General features: G+C 69.7%; 14 protein-coding genes and 1 tRNA gene. 11 read left to right on the top strand and 4 right to left on the bottom strand.

What is annotated here, in order from left to right:
• Positions 1-45 precede the first annotated feature (45 nt).
• The 10 genes from BGO91_RS15445 to BGO91_RS15490 all read left to right on the top strand — a co-directional run bounded on the left by BGO91_RS15445 (position 46) and on the right by BGO91_RS15490 (position 11,177).
• On the top strand, positions 46-945 hold the full coding sequence (locus BGO91_RS15445) for a ParA family protein (protein ID WP_179699641.1): 900 nt from the start codon (positions 46-48) through the stop codon (positions 943-945).
• Positions 946-964: 19 nt separating this feature from the next.
• Entirely contained in the window at positions 965-1,786 is an 822-nt protein-coding gene (locus BGO91_RS15450; RefSeq protein ID WP_290473799.1) for a ScpA family protein, read from the top strand.
• A complete protein-coding gene (gene scpB / locus BGO91_RS15455; protein WP_290473613.1) occupies positions 1,776-2,432 on the top strand; it encodes an SMC-Scp complex subunit ScpB in 657 nt (218 codons plus the stop codon). The genes BGO91_RS15450 and scpB overlap by 11 nt, the downstream gene beginning before the upstream one ends.
• Positions 2,422-3,204 carry a pseudouridine synthase gene (locus BGO91_RS15460; protein WP_290473614.1) on the top strand — a complete coding sequence of 261 codons (783 nt, stop codon included), beginning with the start codon at positions 2,422-2,424 and terminating at the stop codon, positions 3,202-3,204. Before scpB ends, BGO91_RS15460 begins: the two co-directional genes overlap by 11 nt.
• Before the next feature lie 132 nt (positions 3,205-3,336).
• Entirely contained in the window at positions 3,337-4,425 is a 1,089-nt protein-coding gene (locus tag BGO91_RS15465) for a prephenate dehydrogenase (RefSeq protein ID WP_290473615.1), read from the top strand.
• Positions 4,422-5,120: a (d)CMP kinase gene (gene cmk, locus BGO91_RS15470; protein WP_290473616.1), complete on the top strand. Its 699-nt coding sequence runs from the start codon at positions 4,422-4,424 to the stop codon at positions 5,118-5,120. The genes BGO91_RS15465 and cmk overlap by 4 nt, the downstream gene beginning before the upstream one ends.
• A complete protein-coding gene (gene der / locus BGO91_RS15475) occupies positions 5,113-6,618 on the top strand; it encodes a ribosome biogenesis GTPase Der (RefSeq protein ID WP_290473617.1) in 1,506 nt (501 codons plus the stop codon). Before cmk ends, der begins: the two co-directional genes overlap by 8 nt.
• Before the next feature lie 282 nt (positions 6,619-6,900).
• The gene (locus BGO91_RS15480; RefSeq protein ID WP_290473618.1) at positions 6,901-9,243 is read left to right on the top strand and encodes a glycosyltransferase family 2 protein; all 2,343 of its coding nucleotides are present in this window, start codon (positions 6,901-6,903) and stop codon (positions 9,241-9,243) included.
• Complete coding sequence (locus tag BGO91_RS15485; RefSeq protein ID WP_290473619.1) at positions 9,243-10,853, top strand: chitinase; 1,611 nt, start codon at positions 9,243-9,245, stop codon at positions 10,851-10,853. Before BGO91_RS15480 ends, BGO91_RS15485 begins: the two co-directional genes overlap by 1 nt.
• Positions 10,854-11,103: 250 nt before the next feature.
• A tRNA-Pro gene (locus BGO91_RS15490) sits at positions 11,104-11,177 on the top strand.
• Between the two features lie 303 nt (positions 11,178-11,480).
• Here the strand turns inward: BGO91_RS15490 and BGO91_RS15495 are convergent.
• Positions 11,481-12,755 (bottom strand): FAD-dependent oxidoreductase, encoded by a 1,275-nt coding sequence (locus tag BGO91_RS15495; protein WP_290473620.1) that lies wholly within the window; start codon positions 12,753-12,755, stop codon positions 11,481-11,483.
• A gap of 32 nt (positions 12,756-12,787) precedes the next feature.
• Here BGO91_RS15495 and BGO91_RS15500 point away from each other — a divergent pair, with 32 nt between their 5' ends.
• Positions 12,788-13,366: a TetR/AcrR family transcriptional regulator C-terminal domain-containing protein gene (locus BGO91_RS15500; RefSeq protein ID WP_290473621.1), complete on the top strand. Its 579-nt coding sequence runs from the start codon at positions 12,788-12,790 to the stop codon at positions 13,364-13,366.
• 76 nt (positions 13,367-13,442) lie between these two features.
• Here BGO91_RS15500 and BGO91_RS15505 read toward each other — a convergent pair whose 3' ends face one another.
• The 3 genes from BGO91_RS15505 to BGO91_RS15515 form a co-directional block, all read right to left on the bottom strand.
• On the bottom strand, positions 13,443-14,588 hold the full coding sequence (locus tag BGO91_RS15505; RefSeq protein WP_290473622.1) for a DUF6596 domain-containing protein: 1,146 nt from the start codon (positions 14,586-14,588) through the stop codon (positions 13,443-13,445).
• On the bottom strand, positions 14,585-14,965 hold the full coding sequence (locus BGO91_RS15510; protein WP_290473623.1) for a YciI family protein: 381 nt from the start codon (positions 14,963-14,965) through the stop codon (positions 14,585-14,587). Before BGO91_RS15510 ends, BGO91_RS15505 begins: the two co-directional genes overlap by 4 nt.
• Positions 14,966-15,099: 134 nt before the next feature.
• Complete coding sequence (locus tag BGO91_RS15515) at positions 15,100-15,669, bottom strand: TetR/AcrR family transcriptional regulator (protein WP_290473624.1); 570 nt, start codon at positions 15,667-15,669, stop codon at positions 15,100-15,102.
• Positions 15,670-15,970 lie beyond the last annotated feature (301 nt).

Consider the following 15,970-nt stretch of genomic DNA (forward strand, 5'->3'; position numbering starts at 1 on the left):
GTCCCCTTGAACAGACCGCCTACGACAGGGACGAGGAACACCCCGGTGACGCGCAACGACCAGGTCAGGACCGAGCTTCCCGGTATGGACGAGGCTTCCCTCACCACGAAGCTCGGACCCACCGGGCGACCCCTGCGCGCGTTCCCCCAGCCCGCCCCGCTGAACCAGCACGGCCCGGCCCGCATCGTGGCGCTCTGCAACCAGAAGGGCGGGGTCGGCAAGACCACGACCTCCATCAACCTCGGCGCCACCCTCGCGGACTACGGCCGTCGCGTGCTGGCCGTCGACTTCGACCCGCAGGGTGCGCTCTCGGCCGGCCTCGGCGCGCAGACGCACGACGTGACGACGATCTACGACCTGCTGCTGAACCGCAACGCGGACGTGCAGGGCGCCATCCAGACCACGAGCGTCCCCGGCCTCGACATCATCCCGGCCAACATCGACCTGTCGGCGGCGGAGGTGCACCTCGTCAACGAGGTCGCCCGCGAGCAGATCCTCGCCTCGGTGCTGCGCAAGGTCAGCGCCGACTACGACGTCATCCTGATCGACTGCCAGCCGTCGCTCGGCATCCTGACCGTGAATGCCCTCACGGCGAGCCACGGCGTGCTGATCCCGCTGGAGTGCGAGTACTTCGCGCTGCGCGGTGTCGCCCTGCTGATCGAGACGATCGACAAGGTGCGCGAGCGGCTCAACCCGGCGATCGAGCTCGACGGCATCCTCGCCACCATGTACGACTCGCGCACGCTGCACTCGCGCGAGGTCCTGGAGCGTGTCGTGGACGCGTTCGGCGACCGCGTGCTGGAGACGGTGATCTCGCGCACGGTGAAGTTCCCGGACGCCTCGGTCGCCGGCACCCCGATCACGCAGTTCGCCCCCGAGCACGCCGCCGCCGAGGCCTATCGCCAGCTCGCGCGGGAACTGATCTTCCGTGGCGCCGTCGCCTGACGACGCCCCGCAGGGCACGCTGGCGACCCCGCCCGAGGCGGACGGGGCGACCGGTGCCGACGCCGGATTCCGCGTCGCGGTCGGCGCCTTCGAGGGGCCGTTCGACCTCCTGCTCTCGCTCATCACGAAGCACGAGCTCGACATCACCGAGATCTCGCTGAGCCGCGTCACCGACGAGTTCATCGCCTACCTGCGTGCGCTCGACACCGCGGACAGCCTCGACGAGGCGAGCGAGTTCCTGCTCGTCGCCGCGACGCTGCTCGACCTCAAGGTCGCCGGGCTGCTTCCGCAGGGCGAGCTCGTGGATGCGGAGGATGTGGCGCTCCTAGAGGCGCGCGACCTGCTCTTCGCGCGGCTGCTGCAGTACCGCGCGTTCAAGGAGGCGTCGGCGTGGTTCGCGGGGACGCTGGAGGCCGAGAGCAGCCGGCACACCCGCACCGTGCGACTGGAGGACAAGTTCCGCCAGCGCGACCCGGAGCTGGTGTGGACGCTGGGCCTCGACGACTTCGCCGCGCTCGCCACCCTGGCGATGACGCCCCGCGAGATCCCCGTCGTGGGCCTCGACCACCTGCACGCGCCGCTGGTGAGCATCCGGGAGCAGGCGGCCGTGGTCGTCGGCCTGCTGCGCGGCGGCGAGCAGCTGTCGTTCCGGCAGCTGGTCGCGGGCGCCGACCAGAAGGGCGTGGTGATCGCGCGGTTCCTCGCCGTGCTCGAGCTGTACCGGCACGCGGCCATCGCCTTCGAGCAGCTGGAGCCGCTGGGCGAGCTGACGCTGCGCTGGACGGCGGAGCACTGGTCCGAGGAGAACCTGACCAACCTGGGAGCGGATTATGACGGTTGAGAACGTGTCCGGGATCGTGGACGCGGACGAGGCCCCGGAGCTGACGGACGCGACCGACACCACGGAGGTGCCGGCGCCCGTCGCCGACACCGACATCGAGCGCGCACTGGAGGCCATCCTCATGGTCGCCGACGAGCCGATGAGCGTCGTGACCCTGGCGACCGCGGTCGGTGCGCCGGTGAAACGGGTGCGGCAGGCCATCGACGTGCTCGTGGAGGACTTCGACGGCAACGCCCCCGGCGGGAGCGTGCGGCGCGGCTTCGAGCTGCGCGAGGTCGGGGGAGGCTGGCGCGTCTACGTGCGCGCCGAGTACGACCAGGTCGTCGCCGGCTACGTGCTGCAGCAGAACCCCACCAAGCTCTCGCAGGCCGCGCTCGAGACCCTCGCCGTGATCGCCTACAAGCAGCCGATCAGCCGCGGCGCGATCGCCTCCATCCGCGCGGTCAACGTGGACTCCGTGGTCCGCACCCTGCTGGGCCGCGGACTCATCACAGAACTCTTCACCGACAGCGAGACGGGTGCCATCAACTACGGCACGACCGACCTGCTGCTCACCCAACTCGGCATCAACTCCGTGGACGAGCTGCCCAAGATCTCCCCGCTGCTGGCGGACGGAGCGGAAGGATTCGATGCCGATGTCCGTTGAGGACGCACCCCAGGGCGAACGCCTGCAGAAGGTCATGGCCGCGGCGGGAGTCGCCTCCCGCCGCGTCTCCGAGCAGCTGATCGTCGAGGGCCGGGTGACGGTGAACGGCCAGGTCGTCGCCGAGCTCGGCCGCCGCATCGACCCGGAGAACGACAAGGTCGCCGTCGACGGCACCGCCGTGCAGCTGGACACCAGCCGCCGCTACGTCATGCTCAACAAGCCCGTCGGCGTCGTCAGCTCGATGCGCGACGAGCAGGGGCGCCCCGACCTGTCCCGCTTCACCTCCGAGTTCGCGGAGCGGCTGTTCAACGTCGGGCGGCTGGATGCGGAGACCTCCGGGCTGCTCATCCTCACCAACGACGGGGAGCTCGCCCACGTGCTCGCGCATCCCAGCTTCGGCGTCACGAAGACCTACATCGCGCGCGTGCGCGGCCAGGTCACGCCGCAGACGATCGCGCGCCTCACCCGCGGCGTCGAGCTCGAGGACGGGCCGATCTCCGCCGACCGCGCCCGCCTGCTCCAGGGCGGCGGCGGGGCGAACGACTGCCTCGTCGAGCTGACCCTGCACTCCGGCCGCAACCGGATCGTGCGCCGCATGATGGCGGAGGTCGGACATCCCGTGATCGAGCTCGTCCGCCGCCAGTTCGGCCCGCTGCACCTCGGCACCCTGAAGGTCGGCGCGATGCGCGACCTGACCAAGGAGGAGCTGGGCAAGCTGCTCACCATCTCCCGCGAGGGCTCCGCCGACTCCGCCGACCCCGCCGAGCGCTGACCCCGCCGGCCCTGACCCCCTCCCGATTCGTGCCAAATGTCGCCTTTGGTGCCGCCAAAGTCGACATTTGGCACAAATGTGTGGGGGAGGGGTGCGGCGATGAGGGGTGCCGCCGCTGACTAAGGTGGATGCGTGAACGAACCCGCCTCCCGGCTCACCGGTCCCGTCCGCGTCGTCGGCGCCGGGCTGCTCGGCGCCTCCGTCGGACTCGGGCTGCGCGCCCGCGGTGTCGACGTGCTGCTCGCCGACGCCTCGCCCGCCCACCTGCGGCTGGCCGCGGACTATGGGGCGGGGCGCGCGGACGACGGAGGCTCGGAGCCGTCTCTGATCGTGGTGGCGGTGCCGCCGGACTTGGTGTCGCGCGTCGTCGCGGACGAGCTCGCCGCGCATCCCGCAGCGGTCGTCACCGACGTCGCCAGCGTGAAGGTCGCGCCGCTCTCGGAGCTGCAGGAGTCGGGCGCCGACCTGTCGCGCTACGTCGGCTCGCACCCGCTCGCCGGGCGCGAGCGCGGCGGCCCCAGCGCGGCCCGCGCCGACCTCTTCATCGGCCGCCCGTGGGTGGTCGCGGCGCGACCGGAGAACCCGCGCGAGGCCGTCAGCCTGGTGGAGGCGCTCATCCTGGACCTCGGCGCGACGCCGGTCGAGATGGGCGCGGCCGACCACGACGCGGCCGTCGCCCTCGTCTCGCACGCGCCGCAGATCGTGTCGAGCCTGATGGCCAAGCGCCTCGCCGGCTCCACCGACGCCGCTCTCGGCCTCGCGGGCCAGGGCGTGCGCGACGTGACCCGTATCGCGGCGAGCGAGCCCGAGCTGTGGGTGCAGATCCTCGGTGCGAACGCGCCCGCGATCGTCGAGATCCTGCACGCCTACCGCGACGACCTCGACCGCGTGCTCGTGGCCCTCGGCGACGTGGATGCGGCCGGCTCGCGGCGCGCGATCGCCGAGGAGATCGCGGGCGGCAACGTCGGCGTCTCCCGCCTGCCCGGCAAGCACGGCCAGGACAAGCGCTACAGCTCCGTGGTCGTGATGGTGGAGGACCGCCCCGGCGAGCTCGCGCGCCTCCTGAACGAACTGGGCGACCTCGACGTGAACCTGGAGGACCTGCGGCTCGAGCACTCGCCCGGAGCCGCCTTCGGCCTCGCCGAGATCGCCGTGCTGCCCGAGGTGCTGACCCGCACCGTGAACGACCTGACCGACCGCGGCTGGAGGATCGCCGGATGACAGAGCTCGCACAGACCCCGATCGTGGTGGCGGTCGACGGACCCGCCGGCAGCGGCAAGTCGTCCGTCTCGAAGGCCACCGCCCGCCGGCTCGGCTGGGCGTACCTCGACACCGGCGCCGCGTACCGCGCGCTGAGCTGGTACGTCGTGCAGCGCCGGCTCGACCCGACCGATTCCGCGGCCGTGATCGACGCGCTGCCCGACTTCGACTACCGGATCGGCACCGACCCGTCGGGGGAGGACCCGGCCGAGACGGGCGTCTTCGTCGGCGATCACGACGTGACCGACGCCATCCGCGAGCCCGACGTCACCGCCGTGGTGAGCGCCATCGCGCGGGTGCCGGAGGTGCGCGCCTACCTCACCCAGCTCTTCCGCGACATCGTGCGGCGCTCCGGCAAACCGGGCGTCGTGGTCGAGGGCCGGGACATCACGACCGTGGTGTTTCCGGATGCTCCCGTGCGCATCCTGCTCACCGCCGACGAATCCGTTAGAATTGCCAGACGTTCTGCTGAGCTGATCGGCCATTCCGCCGCCCATGTCGGCGAGGCGCTGCTCCGGAGGGACGCGGCCGACTCCCGGGTCGTCGACTTCATGAACGCCGCGGACGGTGTGACCACCGTCGACTCCACCGACCTCGACTTCGACCAGACCGTGGATGCGGTCATCCAGGTCGTACAGAAAGAGACCCATGTCTGACATCGACAACGAGCCCGTCGGGGCCGACGACCTCGCCGAGCGGCTGGCGGAGATGGACGACGTCCTCGCCGTCCAGCGCGCCGCCGCCCTGCGCAGCGGCCTCAACGACTACGAGCTCGACGAGAGCGACCTCGACATCCTCGAGACCGTCAGCGAGGACCCGAACGCGATCACGTTCCTCCCCGCCCTGCCGGTGCTCGCCATCGTCGGCCGCCCCAACGTGGGCAAGTCGGCGCTCGTCAACCGCATCCTCGGCCGCCGCGAGGCCGTCGTGGAGGACACCCCCGGTGTGACCCGCGACCGCGTGTCGTACCAGGCGGAGTGGAACGGCCGCCGCTTCACCCTCGTCGACACCGGCGGGTGGGAGCCCGACGCCCGCGGCATCGACGCGTCCGTGGCCGCGCAGGCCGAGGTCGCGGTCGACCTCGCCGACGCGGTGCTGTTCGTCGTGGACGCGACGGTCGGAGCGACCGCGACCGACGAGCACGTCGTGCGAATGCTGCGCAAGACCGACAAGCCGGTCTTCCTCGCCGCCAACAAGGTGGACGACGCGCGCCAGGAGCCCTTCGCGACCGAGCTGTGGTCGCTGGGCCTCGGCGAGCCGCGTCCCGTCTCGGCCCTGCACGGCCGCGGCGTCGCCGACCTGCTCGACGACATCCTGAAGGCGCTGCCCGAGGTCTCGGCCGTCGCCAAGCAGGAGGTCGGCGGACCCCGTCGCGTCGCGATCGTCGGCCGGCCGAACGTCGGCAAGTCCTCCCTCCTGAACAAGGCGGCGGGGGAGGAGCGCGTGGTCGTCAACGAGCTCGCCGGCACCACCCGCGACCCGGTCGACGAGCAGGTCGAGTTGGCCGGCAAGGTGTGGCGCTTCGTCGACACCGCCGGCATCCGCCGCCGCGTGCACCTGCAGCAGGGCGCCGACTTCTACGCGTCGCTGCGCACCTCCACCGCGCTGGAGAAGGCGGAGGTCGCCGTCGTCGTGCTCGACGTCAGCCAGCCCATCAGCGAGCAGGACGTGCGCATCATCGACCTCGTGCTCGAGTCGGGCCGCGCCCTCGTGCTGGCCTTCAACAAGTGGGACCTGCTGGACGACGAGCGCCGCCGCTACCTGGAGCGCGAGATCGAGCAGGACCTCGCCCACGTCTCCTGGGCGCCGCGCGTCAACATCTCGGCCCGCACAGGCCGCCACCTCGAGAAGCTCGTCCCGGCGCTGGAGCTCGCGCTCGAGTCGTGGGACACCCGCATCCCGACCGGCAAGTTCAACGCCTTCCTGGCCGAGCTCACGGCCGCCCACCCGCACCCGGTGCGCGGTGGCAAGCAGCCGCGCATTCTGTTCGGCACGCAGGCGACCAGCCGCCCGCCGACATTCGTGGTCTTCACGACCGGGTTCCTGGACCCGGGATACCGGCGCTACATCATCCGCCGGCTGCGCGAGGTCTACGGCTTCGAGGGCACGCCCATCGTGCTCAACATGCGCGTGCGCGAGAAGCGCCAGCGCTAGGCAGCGCGCGCCGGTCGCGAGCTTCGGGCGCCGAAGTTCACGTTGTTGCGGTCATCTCCCCGGATTCGACCGCAACAACGTGAAGCTCGGTGCCCTTGTGCGTCAAGCGGACACGCGCGAGCGATTCTGAGAAATTCGGTGACGAGTCACCCCCAGATCGGGGGCGACCATGTTGGGGGTATTTGTCCCCCACCGTGTCCTCACTATGGTGGACAACCGAGAGCTACCCGACCGCGCCACCCGAAGGCGCGGACTCTCATTATCAAGGACGCATACCCGATCATGAGTTCTACAAGTTCATACACCCCTGCCCGAAAGCGCCAGCTCGGTTCCGAGAAGCGCACGACCCCGCTGCCGACGGTCCACCCGAAGCCGTCGGACCGCAAAGTCACCTGGAGCCGCGTCGCCATCGTGCTGACGATCGTCTTCTGGGCGATCTACGTGGTGACCACGATCATCCGCCAGTTCCTGGTGCTCGGCACGCAGGACTTCCGGTTCACGATGGAGGCGATCGGCTACACGGTCGTCGTCACCTTCCTCACCTTCTCCGCGCTGATGTACCTCGTCGCCCGCCAGGGCGCGCTGCAGCGGTTCCAGAAGCACGTGCGCGTTCCCCGCGCCGAGCTCGACCGCCACTTCTCCGAGAACCAGCCGACCATCACCGTCCTCGTGCCCTCCTACGCGGAGGAGCCGGAGGTCGTGCGGATGACGCTGCTCTCGGCCGCGCTGCAGGAGTTCCCCTCCAAGCGCGTCGTGCTGCTGCTCGACGACAACCCCAACCCGACCGACCCGGCCGTGATCGAGCGCCTCGAGGCCACCCGCGACCTCGCCGCCAGCATCAGCGACCAGCTGTCGGAGCCGCGCTTCCGCTTCACCGACGCGCTGCTGCGCTTCGAGCTGGGCGACGGCCGCGCGTTCGCCTCCACCGACGACGCCCGCGAGCTCGCCGACCACTACACCTGGGCCGCCGAATGGCTGTACGCCCAGGCCGACGCTCACGCCATCGACGACCACGTGGACGTCTTCTTCGCCGACCAGGTGCTCCGCGCCCTCGGCGACGACCTCGCCCTGACGGGGGAGGCCGTGCGCGCCGCGATCGAGGACGGCGCCACCCTCTCCACCGAGCGCGTCGCGCAGCTGTACCGCCGCCTCACCTGGACCTTCGACGCCGAGCTCGCCGTCTTCGAGCGCAAGCAGTGGGCCTCCCTCTCGCACGAGGCCAACAAGGCGATGAACCTGAACGCCTACATCGGCCTGATGGGTGGCGTGTACCGCACCGAGGAGACGCCGGACGGCCCCATCCTGACCCCCGTCCCGGCCGGCCAGCGCCGCCCGGGCGACATCGAGATCCCGGACAGCGACTTCCTGCTCACCCTGGACGCCGACTCCATCCTGCTGCGCGAGTACTGCCTGCGCCTGACCTACTTCCTGCAGCAGCCGGACAACGCCCGCGTCGCCGTCACGCAGACCCCGTACTCGTCGTTCCGCGGTGCAGGCACCCGCATCGAGCGCCTCGCCGGTGCGACCACCGACATCCAGCACATCCTGCACCAGGGCAAGTCGTACTACGGCGCCACGTTCTGGGTCGGCGCGAACGCGGTCATCCGCAAGCGCGCGCTGGAGGACATCGTCGAGACCGAGTTCGTCGGCGGCTTCGAGGTGCGCCGGTACATCCAGGACCGCACCGTCATCGAGGACACCGAGTCGAGCATCGACCTCGGCACCCACGGCTGGACCCTGGCGAACTACCCGGAGCGCCTGAGCTACTCCGCCACCCCGCCGGACTTCGGCTCCCTGATCGTGCAGCGTCGCCGCTGGGCGAACGGCGGTCTGCTCATCCTCCCGAAGCTGTGGCGCCAGGTGAAGGAGCGTCGCCGTCGCGGGGAGAACGTCTCCCGCATCGAGCTGCTGCTGCGCGTGAACTACATGGCCTCCATCTGCTGGGCGAGCTTCGGCCTCGTCTTCCTGCTGGCCTACCCGTACGACGGCCGCCTCCTGAGCCCCATGGTGCTGCTGGCCGCGCTGCCGTACTTCATCAGCCAGGCCTCCGACCTGCGCTACTCCGGCTACAAGGCCACCGACATCTTCCGGATCTACGGCTTCAACCTGATCCTGCTGCCCGTGAACCTGGCCGGTGTGCTCAAGTCGATCCAGCAGTCGCTGACCGGCAAGAAGATCCCCTTCGCCCGCACGCCGAAGGTCAAGAACCGCACCGCGTCGCCGCTGCTCTACGTGGTCGCCCCGCTGGCGATGGTCGCCTTCTCGCTGTTCACCCTGTGGCGCGACTGGAACGCGCAGAACTGGGGCAACGCCGCGTTCGCCGCCTTCAACGCCACCCTCGCGATCTGGGCGATCATCTCCTACATCGGCATCGGCGCCACCATCGTCGACATCTGGCTCGGCCTGACCAAGCCGCTGTACGTCGAGAAGGGCAAGAAGCGCGACGCCGCGGCTCCGGCTCCCGCCACCGAGTCGCTCGACTGGCGTTCCGTGCTGTACCACGGCCACTCCGGCGGGGAGGTGCCCCACCTGGAGCGCGCCGCCGCCGCGGGTGCCACGGGTGCTGCCGGTGCTGCCGTGTCCGGTGACTCCGTGGTCGACGACGCTGAGAAGCAGGCCGCCTGATGGCTCGCGACACGAAGGCCGCGGACGCGGCCCAGATCGAGCGCGCCCAGGCGCCCGAGTCCACCTCCGGCCGCCGGCTCGGCTTCTGGCGGGTCGTCGGTGCAACGCTCGTCGCCGCCATCGTCATCACCGGCGGTGTCGTCGGATTCCAGTGGTGGAGCGCCCGCGCCGCCGTCGATTCCAAGCCCTGGTTCGCCTCCTACGTCGACGTGACCGCCACCCCGCGGTTCGCGTTCGAGAACATGGGCGCCACCTCCTCCAAGGACGCCGTGCTCTCGTTCGTCGTCTCGTCGAAGGAGAAGGCGTGCACCCCCTCGTGGGGCGCCGCCTACACCCTCGACCAGGCCCGTTCCTCCCTCGACCTGGACCGCCGCATCGCGCGCCTCCAGCAGCAGGGTGGCACCGTCGCCGTCTCGTTCGGCGGCCTGAACAACGACGAGCTCGCCGTGAAGTGCACCGACGCCACCGAGCTGAAGGATGCGTACGCCTCCGTCGTCGACCGGTACAAGATCGGCACCATCGATCTCGACCTCGAGGGCAACGGCCTGACCGACACCGCGGCCGCCGAGCGTCGCGCCACCGCCATCGCCGACCTGCAGAAGGAGCGTCGCGCCGCCGGCAAGAGCCTCGCCGTGTGGCTGACCCTCCCCGTCGCGCCCAGCGGCATGACCTCCGACGGCACCAACGCCATCGCCGCCATGCTCAAGGCCAAGGTCGACATCGCCGGCGTCAACGTCATGACCATGGACTTCGGTCAGTCGAAGGATGCCAAGAAGTCCATGGCGCAGAACGCCCAGGCCGCCGTCACCGCCGCTCAGCGTCAGCTCGGCGTGCTCTACGACCGGGCCGACCTGCACCAGAGCGACCCCAGCCTGTGGGCGAAGATCGGCGCCACCCCCATGATCGGCCAGAACGACGTGGAGGATGAGGTCTTCAGCCTCAAGGACGCCACCGCCTTCAACACGTGGGCCCTCTCCGAGGGCATCGGCCGCATGTCCATGTGGTCCGCCAACCGCGACAAGACCTGCGGCTCGAACTACGTCGACACCTCCGTCGTCTCGGACGCCTGCTCCGGCGTCAGCCAGGGCAAGCAGACCTTCGCCGGCATCCTCTCCAAGGGTTTCGACGGTCACATCTCGCTCGGCGAGTCGTCCGTCACCACCGCGGAGCCCACCAGCACCGCCGTCGCCGACGATCCCGCCACCTCCCCGTACGCCATCTGGACCCAGACCAACTCGTACCTCAAGGGCACCAAGGTCGTCTGGCACCGCAATGTGTACGTCGCCAAGTGGTGGACCAAGGGCGACGTGCCCGACAACCCCGTCCTGAACGCGTGGGAGACCCCGTGGGAGCTCGTCGGCCCCGTGCTGGCCGGTGAGACGCCCATCCCGCAGCCCACCCTCCCCGCCGGCACCTACCCCGAGTGGACCGGCACGGGACAGTTCGACAAGGGCCAGCGCGTACTCTTCGACGGCGTGCCCTTCGAAGCCAAGTGGTGGACCCAGGGCGACAGCCCCGAGGCCGCCAGCTCGGACCCCGACTCGTCCCCCTGGACCCCGCTCACCCAGGACGAGATCGACCAGATCCTCGGCGGTTCCACCGCCGGATGAGACTCGGCGGCGGGATGCAGACCCCCTGCTCGCATCCCGTCGTCGACCTGACTGGACACATCCGCTGCGGGGCGGAGGTTCCAGGCGGCGATACGCGCCGGCTTCGTCGGGAAGCCCCTGAGCGCGCGTTCGTCGTCGTGTCGGCGGGGCCGTCAAGGCACCTTCGGGTTGGTGCACGACGCACCCCCGCCGACACGCTAAGATAGTGGAGTTGCCTCGCTTGGTGCCCAGCGCCTGGGTGGGGCAGCAACGGGCTGTGGCGCAGCTTGGTAGCGCACTTGACTGGGGGTCAAGGGGTCGCAGGTTCAAATCCTGTCAGCCCGACGTCACGACAAAAAGAGAAGGGTCCTGGTTCGCTCTGCGAACTGGGACCCTTCTCTTTTTGTCGTGACTCGCTGCGGACTTCCCGGGCCCCGCCGCGAGGGGCCCCGAGCGCCGGAGAACGCGAAGCGTGAGCCGGCGTTTGGGGTAGCGGTGGGGTGCAGCCTGGTGACCGGCGTGGAGATCGTGACGCGTCAGCCAACCGGTTCGGCAACCGGCACACGATGCTCTTCCATCTCGCTGCGTGACCGGTGTCTAGAACGCGTCTCGTGCGTTAGCGGCGGTTCCGGGGTGAAACCTCGCCGATCAGGAGGGCAGGTGTAGATGACCGTCGACGTACGTCGGGTAGTCGGGTAGCGCCCAGTCCCCGCCGCGGTCTTCTGCGGAGAACCGGGCGACGAGGTCGGGAATGCGCAAGGCGGTGGCGAGGGCGGTGGCCGACTGGAAGGCGCTGATCGCGAGCCGTGAGTTCGGCATCCCGAGGCGCAGCAGGCGAGGTTTGACGGTGGCTTGAATCTCGTCGACGAAAGGCCGCAAGACCCGGTCGTAGCTCGCCAGCGCACGAGGGAGGTCGGCCGGGGTGCGATTCAGCTCGCCGGCGAGCACGTACGCCCCGACGAGGCTGCCCGAGACGCCCATGCCGCTGTAGGGGGAGGCGCAGTGCGCGGCGTCGCCGACGAGCACGACGCGACCCTTCGACCAAGTGTCGGTGCGTACCTGCAGAACCTCCTGGGAGTAGAAGAAGGGAGCGTCATTCATGCCGTCGATGAAGCGTTCGGTCTGCCAGCCTGCATCGCGGAACCGGGCAGCCCAGAAGTGCTTCTGCTCCTCCACCGGAGCGCGGTGGATCGCTGTGGCCTCGGCCGATTGCTCGCGGAGCACGAAGTACACCTGGGTCTCTTCGGGGCTGTGGCTGCGGCGCATGATCTGCCGCCCGCCGGGCACCATGTAGGTGTCGCGGATGCTGCCATCCGAAGCGATGCGAGGGATGAACCAGTAGGCCATGTGAATTCCGACGCGCCGATACGGGTCGGCGCCATCGGGGAGGAGAGCGCGGCGAATGCGGGAGCCCTGTCCGTCGGCGCCGACGAGCAGATCGAAGTCTTCGGATGCGCCGTCGGAGAAGTGCGCGGTGACCTTCGTGTCGTCCTGCTCGAAGCTGTCGACACTCGTGTCGAAGAGGAACCGGGCGCGATCGTGGACGGCGTCGTGGAGGATGCGCACGAGGTCGCCGCGCATGATCTCGTACTCGGAGGTCAGAGACTGCCTGCCGGTGCCGGAGGTGTTGGCCATGATCGTGGCCCGGGGTCGTCCCTGAGCGTTCACGAACGCGACGCCCTCCTCGTCCACGCGAGCCGCCCGGATCCGGTCGATCAATCCCATCCGTCGAGCCGCCTCGATGCCCTGGCCTCGCAGGTCGACCTGCGCACCGGTGGCGCGGAGCGCCGGGAACCGTTCGACCACCGTCACGTCGTGGCCAGCGCCGGCCAGCCAGAACGCCAGCGCCTGCCCGGCGATCCCGCCACCGCAGATGAGTACCTTCATCTCACACCACCTTTGTCTATCGCTGATAGGTTGCACTCATCGTCGCCTATCGGTGATAAGTTGTCAATGTGGCGAAGCTCGATCGGGACACGGTGATCTCTGAGGCACTCGACCTCCTGGATGAGGTCGGGTTGGACGGTGTGAGCACGAGGCGCCTGGCCACGAGGCTCGGCGTCGAGCAGCCATCGTTGTACTGGCACTTCCGCAACAAGGGGGAACTGCTGGCCGCGATGGCCGAGGCGGCGATGGTGCCGCACGCCACCGCGCCGCTTCCCGGTCCCGACGAGCGCTGGCAGGATTGGTTCCTCGAGAACACCCGCAGCTTTCGTCGGACCCTGCTCCTGCGCCGCGACGGCGCGCGGCTGCACGCCGGCCTCGTCCCGAACGGTGATCTCGATCGCATCGCTGCGAAGATGGAGTTCCTCACGCAGGCGGGCGTGCCGGAGCGTGACGCGCAGTTTGCAATGCTCGCCGCCAGCCGATTCACAGTGGGCAGTGTGCTGGAAGAGCAGGCGGACGCGCAGGCGGCGATCACCGCGGCGGGGGAGTCCGACGCGCTGCCTCCGATAGACCACACCCGTGCATTCGAAGAGGGACTGGAACTGATCGTGGACGGCCTCGCCCGTCGCGTCGACCCCGCCCCCTGAGTTGAGGGTCTTCGGCGGCATTCTCGCTGCCGCCGTCTGCGCGAGTCACATCCGCGGTCGCACGCAAGCCGACCCTCTACACAGGGGTATCCGGCGAGTCGTCCGGGGCTGCATCCTCTAGCACCACCCGAAGTCGCCGTGCCGGGTCGAACGTGTCCGGAATCCCATCCAGCGCCGCAAGCCCCGCTGCCGCCCCATCTAGCCGCGCCGTCACCGCCGCGAGCGAGACGCGTGCTCCCAGCGTGGGGGAGACCTCCACTAGCGCCGCCGTCAGCGCCCGGATCGCCATCCAGTCCGTCTCCGCGCCGAAGAAGCGGGCGACGTGCGCCGACTGGATCGCGGCTTCGAGCTGGAAGCGACGGCCGGCCGATGGTGCTGCAGCAGCCAGCTCGTGCGCCCGCCGCAAGTAGGCCTCACCCTCCGCAACGAGCGCCCCATCCCACAGCCCCGGATCCTGCGCATCCAGCGGGACGAACGCACCGTCGACCTCGCGGGCCGGCGCCCGCGACGACGAGAGCGCGATCAGCGCCGCCAGCCCGAACGCCTCGGGTTCGGTGCCGAGCAGTGCCGCCAGCGTCACCGCCAGGTAGAGCGCCTCGCCGGCGAGGGACGAGTCGCTCGTGCTGTCCCAGTCGATCGCGAAGGCGCCGTAGATCGCCTCGAGTACGGCGGGCAACCGGTCGGCCATCTGGTCGCGCGACGGGACGCTGAACGGGATCCCCGCATCCCGGATGCGGCGCTTCGCCCGCACGAGCCGCTGGGCCATTGCGGGCGCGGGGACGGCGAAGGCGCGGGCGATCTGTGCCGCCTCGAGTCCGAGCACGGTCTGCAGCATGAGCGGGGTGCGGATGCTGACGTCGATCGCCGGGTGCGCGCACACGAACAACAGCTCGAGCCGCTTGTCCGGGAGGGCGTCGAGGTCGGGGAACGCTGCGTCGATGTCGATCACGCCATCCCCTTCTTCCAGTGGTGCGGAGGTGCGGTGGGCAGCCGACTTGAACACGTCGCGTTGGCGGTTGCGGGCGACGGTGAGGAGCCAGCCTTCGGGGTTGGCGGGGATGCCCCGGCTGGGCCAGGTGGTGAGCGCCTGCTCGAAGGCGTCGGCCAGGGCGTCCTCGGCGAGCGCAAGGTCGCGGGTCGGGGCGGCGAGGATCGCGACCAGCCGACCGTAGGATGCGCGGGCGGTGCGTTCGGCGACCGCCCGCGCATCCGCGTCCGTCACGGGGCGGGAACCCACGTGCCGTCGACGACGTACGTCGCGGTCGGGCGCACCTCCACGGGACCCCACGCGGCGGACGGGGCCTGCTTCGCCCACTCGAGGGCGGCATCCAGGTCGGGAACGTCGATGACGACGGTGCCGCCGAGCTGCTCCTTGGTGTCGGCGAACGGGCCGTCCTGGATCTGCGGGCCGGCCTCGGTGATGCGCAGCGTCGTCGTCGCGGACGACGGCTGCAGCACCTCGCCCGAGCGGAGCACGCCCGCGGCGTGCAAGTCCCGCGCGTACTTATCGAAGGCGGCCATGCCCTCCTTGAGGGCGGCCTCGTCGAGTTCGCCGCTGGCGGCCAGCTCGGGGTAGTGCATCAGGATCGTGTAGCGCATGGTGAGAGTGTCCTTCCGGATCGTTCGATGATGACACTTGGATGACGATCGGGCCAGGCGCGGATCGACAGTCTGCTGCGGGTCGGTGAGGCTGCGCCGGCGCTGGTCGCTGGACGCGGGGACTGTCTGTTCCGTTACGTCATCCCGCGATGGAGCACTTCGCGAATGCGTGTCGCCACCTCGTCCGCATCGGACCCCTGCTCCACCAGCTGCATGCCCGCGTTCAGGAGTCCGCGCACGAGCGAGATATCGATCACAGGTCGGCTGCTGTCGAGCTCGCGAACGATCTGGATGAGGGGACCGACCAGGGTGTCATGGAGGGCGATGATGTCCTCATGTCGTTCGGGCGTCAGCTCGATCTTCTGCAGGATGGACGCGATCCGGTGTTTCCCATCGGCAGCCATCATCAGGTTCGTCGTGATGTAGGCACCGAGCTTCTCGGCGGGTTCGACCTCCTGGAGGGCCTGCTCGATCTCCGCACCCCATTCCCGGAACGCCTCGATGGCGACCGCCACGATGGCTTCGTCCCGGGAGGCGAAGTACTCGTAGAAGCTGGACCGCGCCAGTCCTGCTCGTTCTGCTGCGCTTCGCGCCGTCACTGCGTCAGCGCCGGACGACAGCAGGATCTCCTTCACCGCGCTCAAAAGCGCCGCGCGCTGAACGATTCGGTGTTCTGCGACGGTGGGAGCAGAGATCCTTGGCATCCGTATAGTATGCCAAGGAGCAAGTTGCCGACACCGTGTCGGTAACCTGTCGAGCGCGGTGGTCGCGCTCGACGACTCGACACTGAGGCAAACACCGTGACTGAATCCCTCTCCGCCATCTCGACGGTCTCCATCTACGTAGCGATGGGCTTCTATGCCGCGGCGTTCATCGCCTTCGCGCTCGACATCGCTCGACGGGGAGCGCTCGCGACGGCCGACGAGAGGGGGTTCGTCCCGAGCGCTGTGGCGCGGCGGGCGGAAGATGAGGCGCCCGGGAGCGTTGCCGTCGCCATTGGCGGCC

This window comes from Leifsonia sp. 71-9, from assembly GCF_001898805.1.
In the GTDB taxonomy this organism is placed as follows: Bacteria; Actinomycetota; Actinomycetes; order Actinomycetales; family Microbacteriaceae; genus Leifsonia.

Coding starts and splice junctions, on each gene's coding strand:
- BGO91_RS15480 (WP_290473618.1), top strand. CDS start 6,901: ATGAGTTCTACAAGTTCATACACCCCTGCCCGAAAGCGCCAGCTCGGT.
- scpB (WP_290473613.1), top strand. CDS start 1,776: ATGACGGTTGAGAACGTGTCCGGGATCGTGGACGCGGACGAGGCCCCG.
- BGO91_RS15460 (WP_290473614.1), top strand. CDS start 2,422: ATGTCCGTTGAGGACGCACCCCAGGGCGAACGCCTGCAGAAGGTCATG.
- der (WP_290473617.1), top strand. CDS start 5,113: ATGTCTGACATCGACAACGAGCCCGTCGGGGCCGACGACCTCGCCGAG.
- cmk (WP_290473616.1), top strand. CDS start 4,422: ATGACAGAGCTCGCACAGACCCCGATCGTGGTGGCGGTCGACGGACCC.
- BGO91_RS15485 (WP_290473619.1), top strand. CDS start 9,243: ATGGCTCGCGACACGAAGGCCGCGGACGCGGCCCAGATCGAGCGCGCC.
- BGO91_RS15510 (WP_290473623.1), bottom strand. CDS start 14,965: ATGCGCTACACGATCCTGATGCACTACCCCGAGCTGGCCGCCAGCGGC.
- BGO91_RS15515 (WP_290473624.1), bottom strand. CDS start 15,669: ATGCCAAGGATCTCTGCTCCCACCGTCGCAGAACACCGAATCGTTCAG.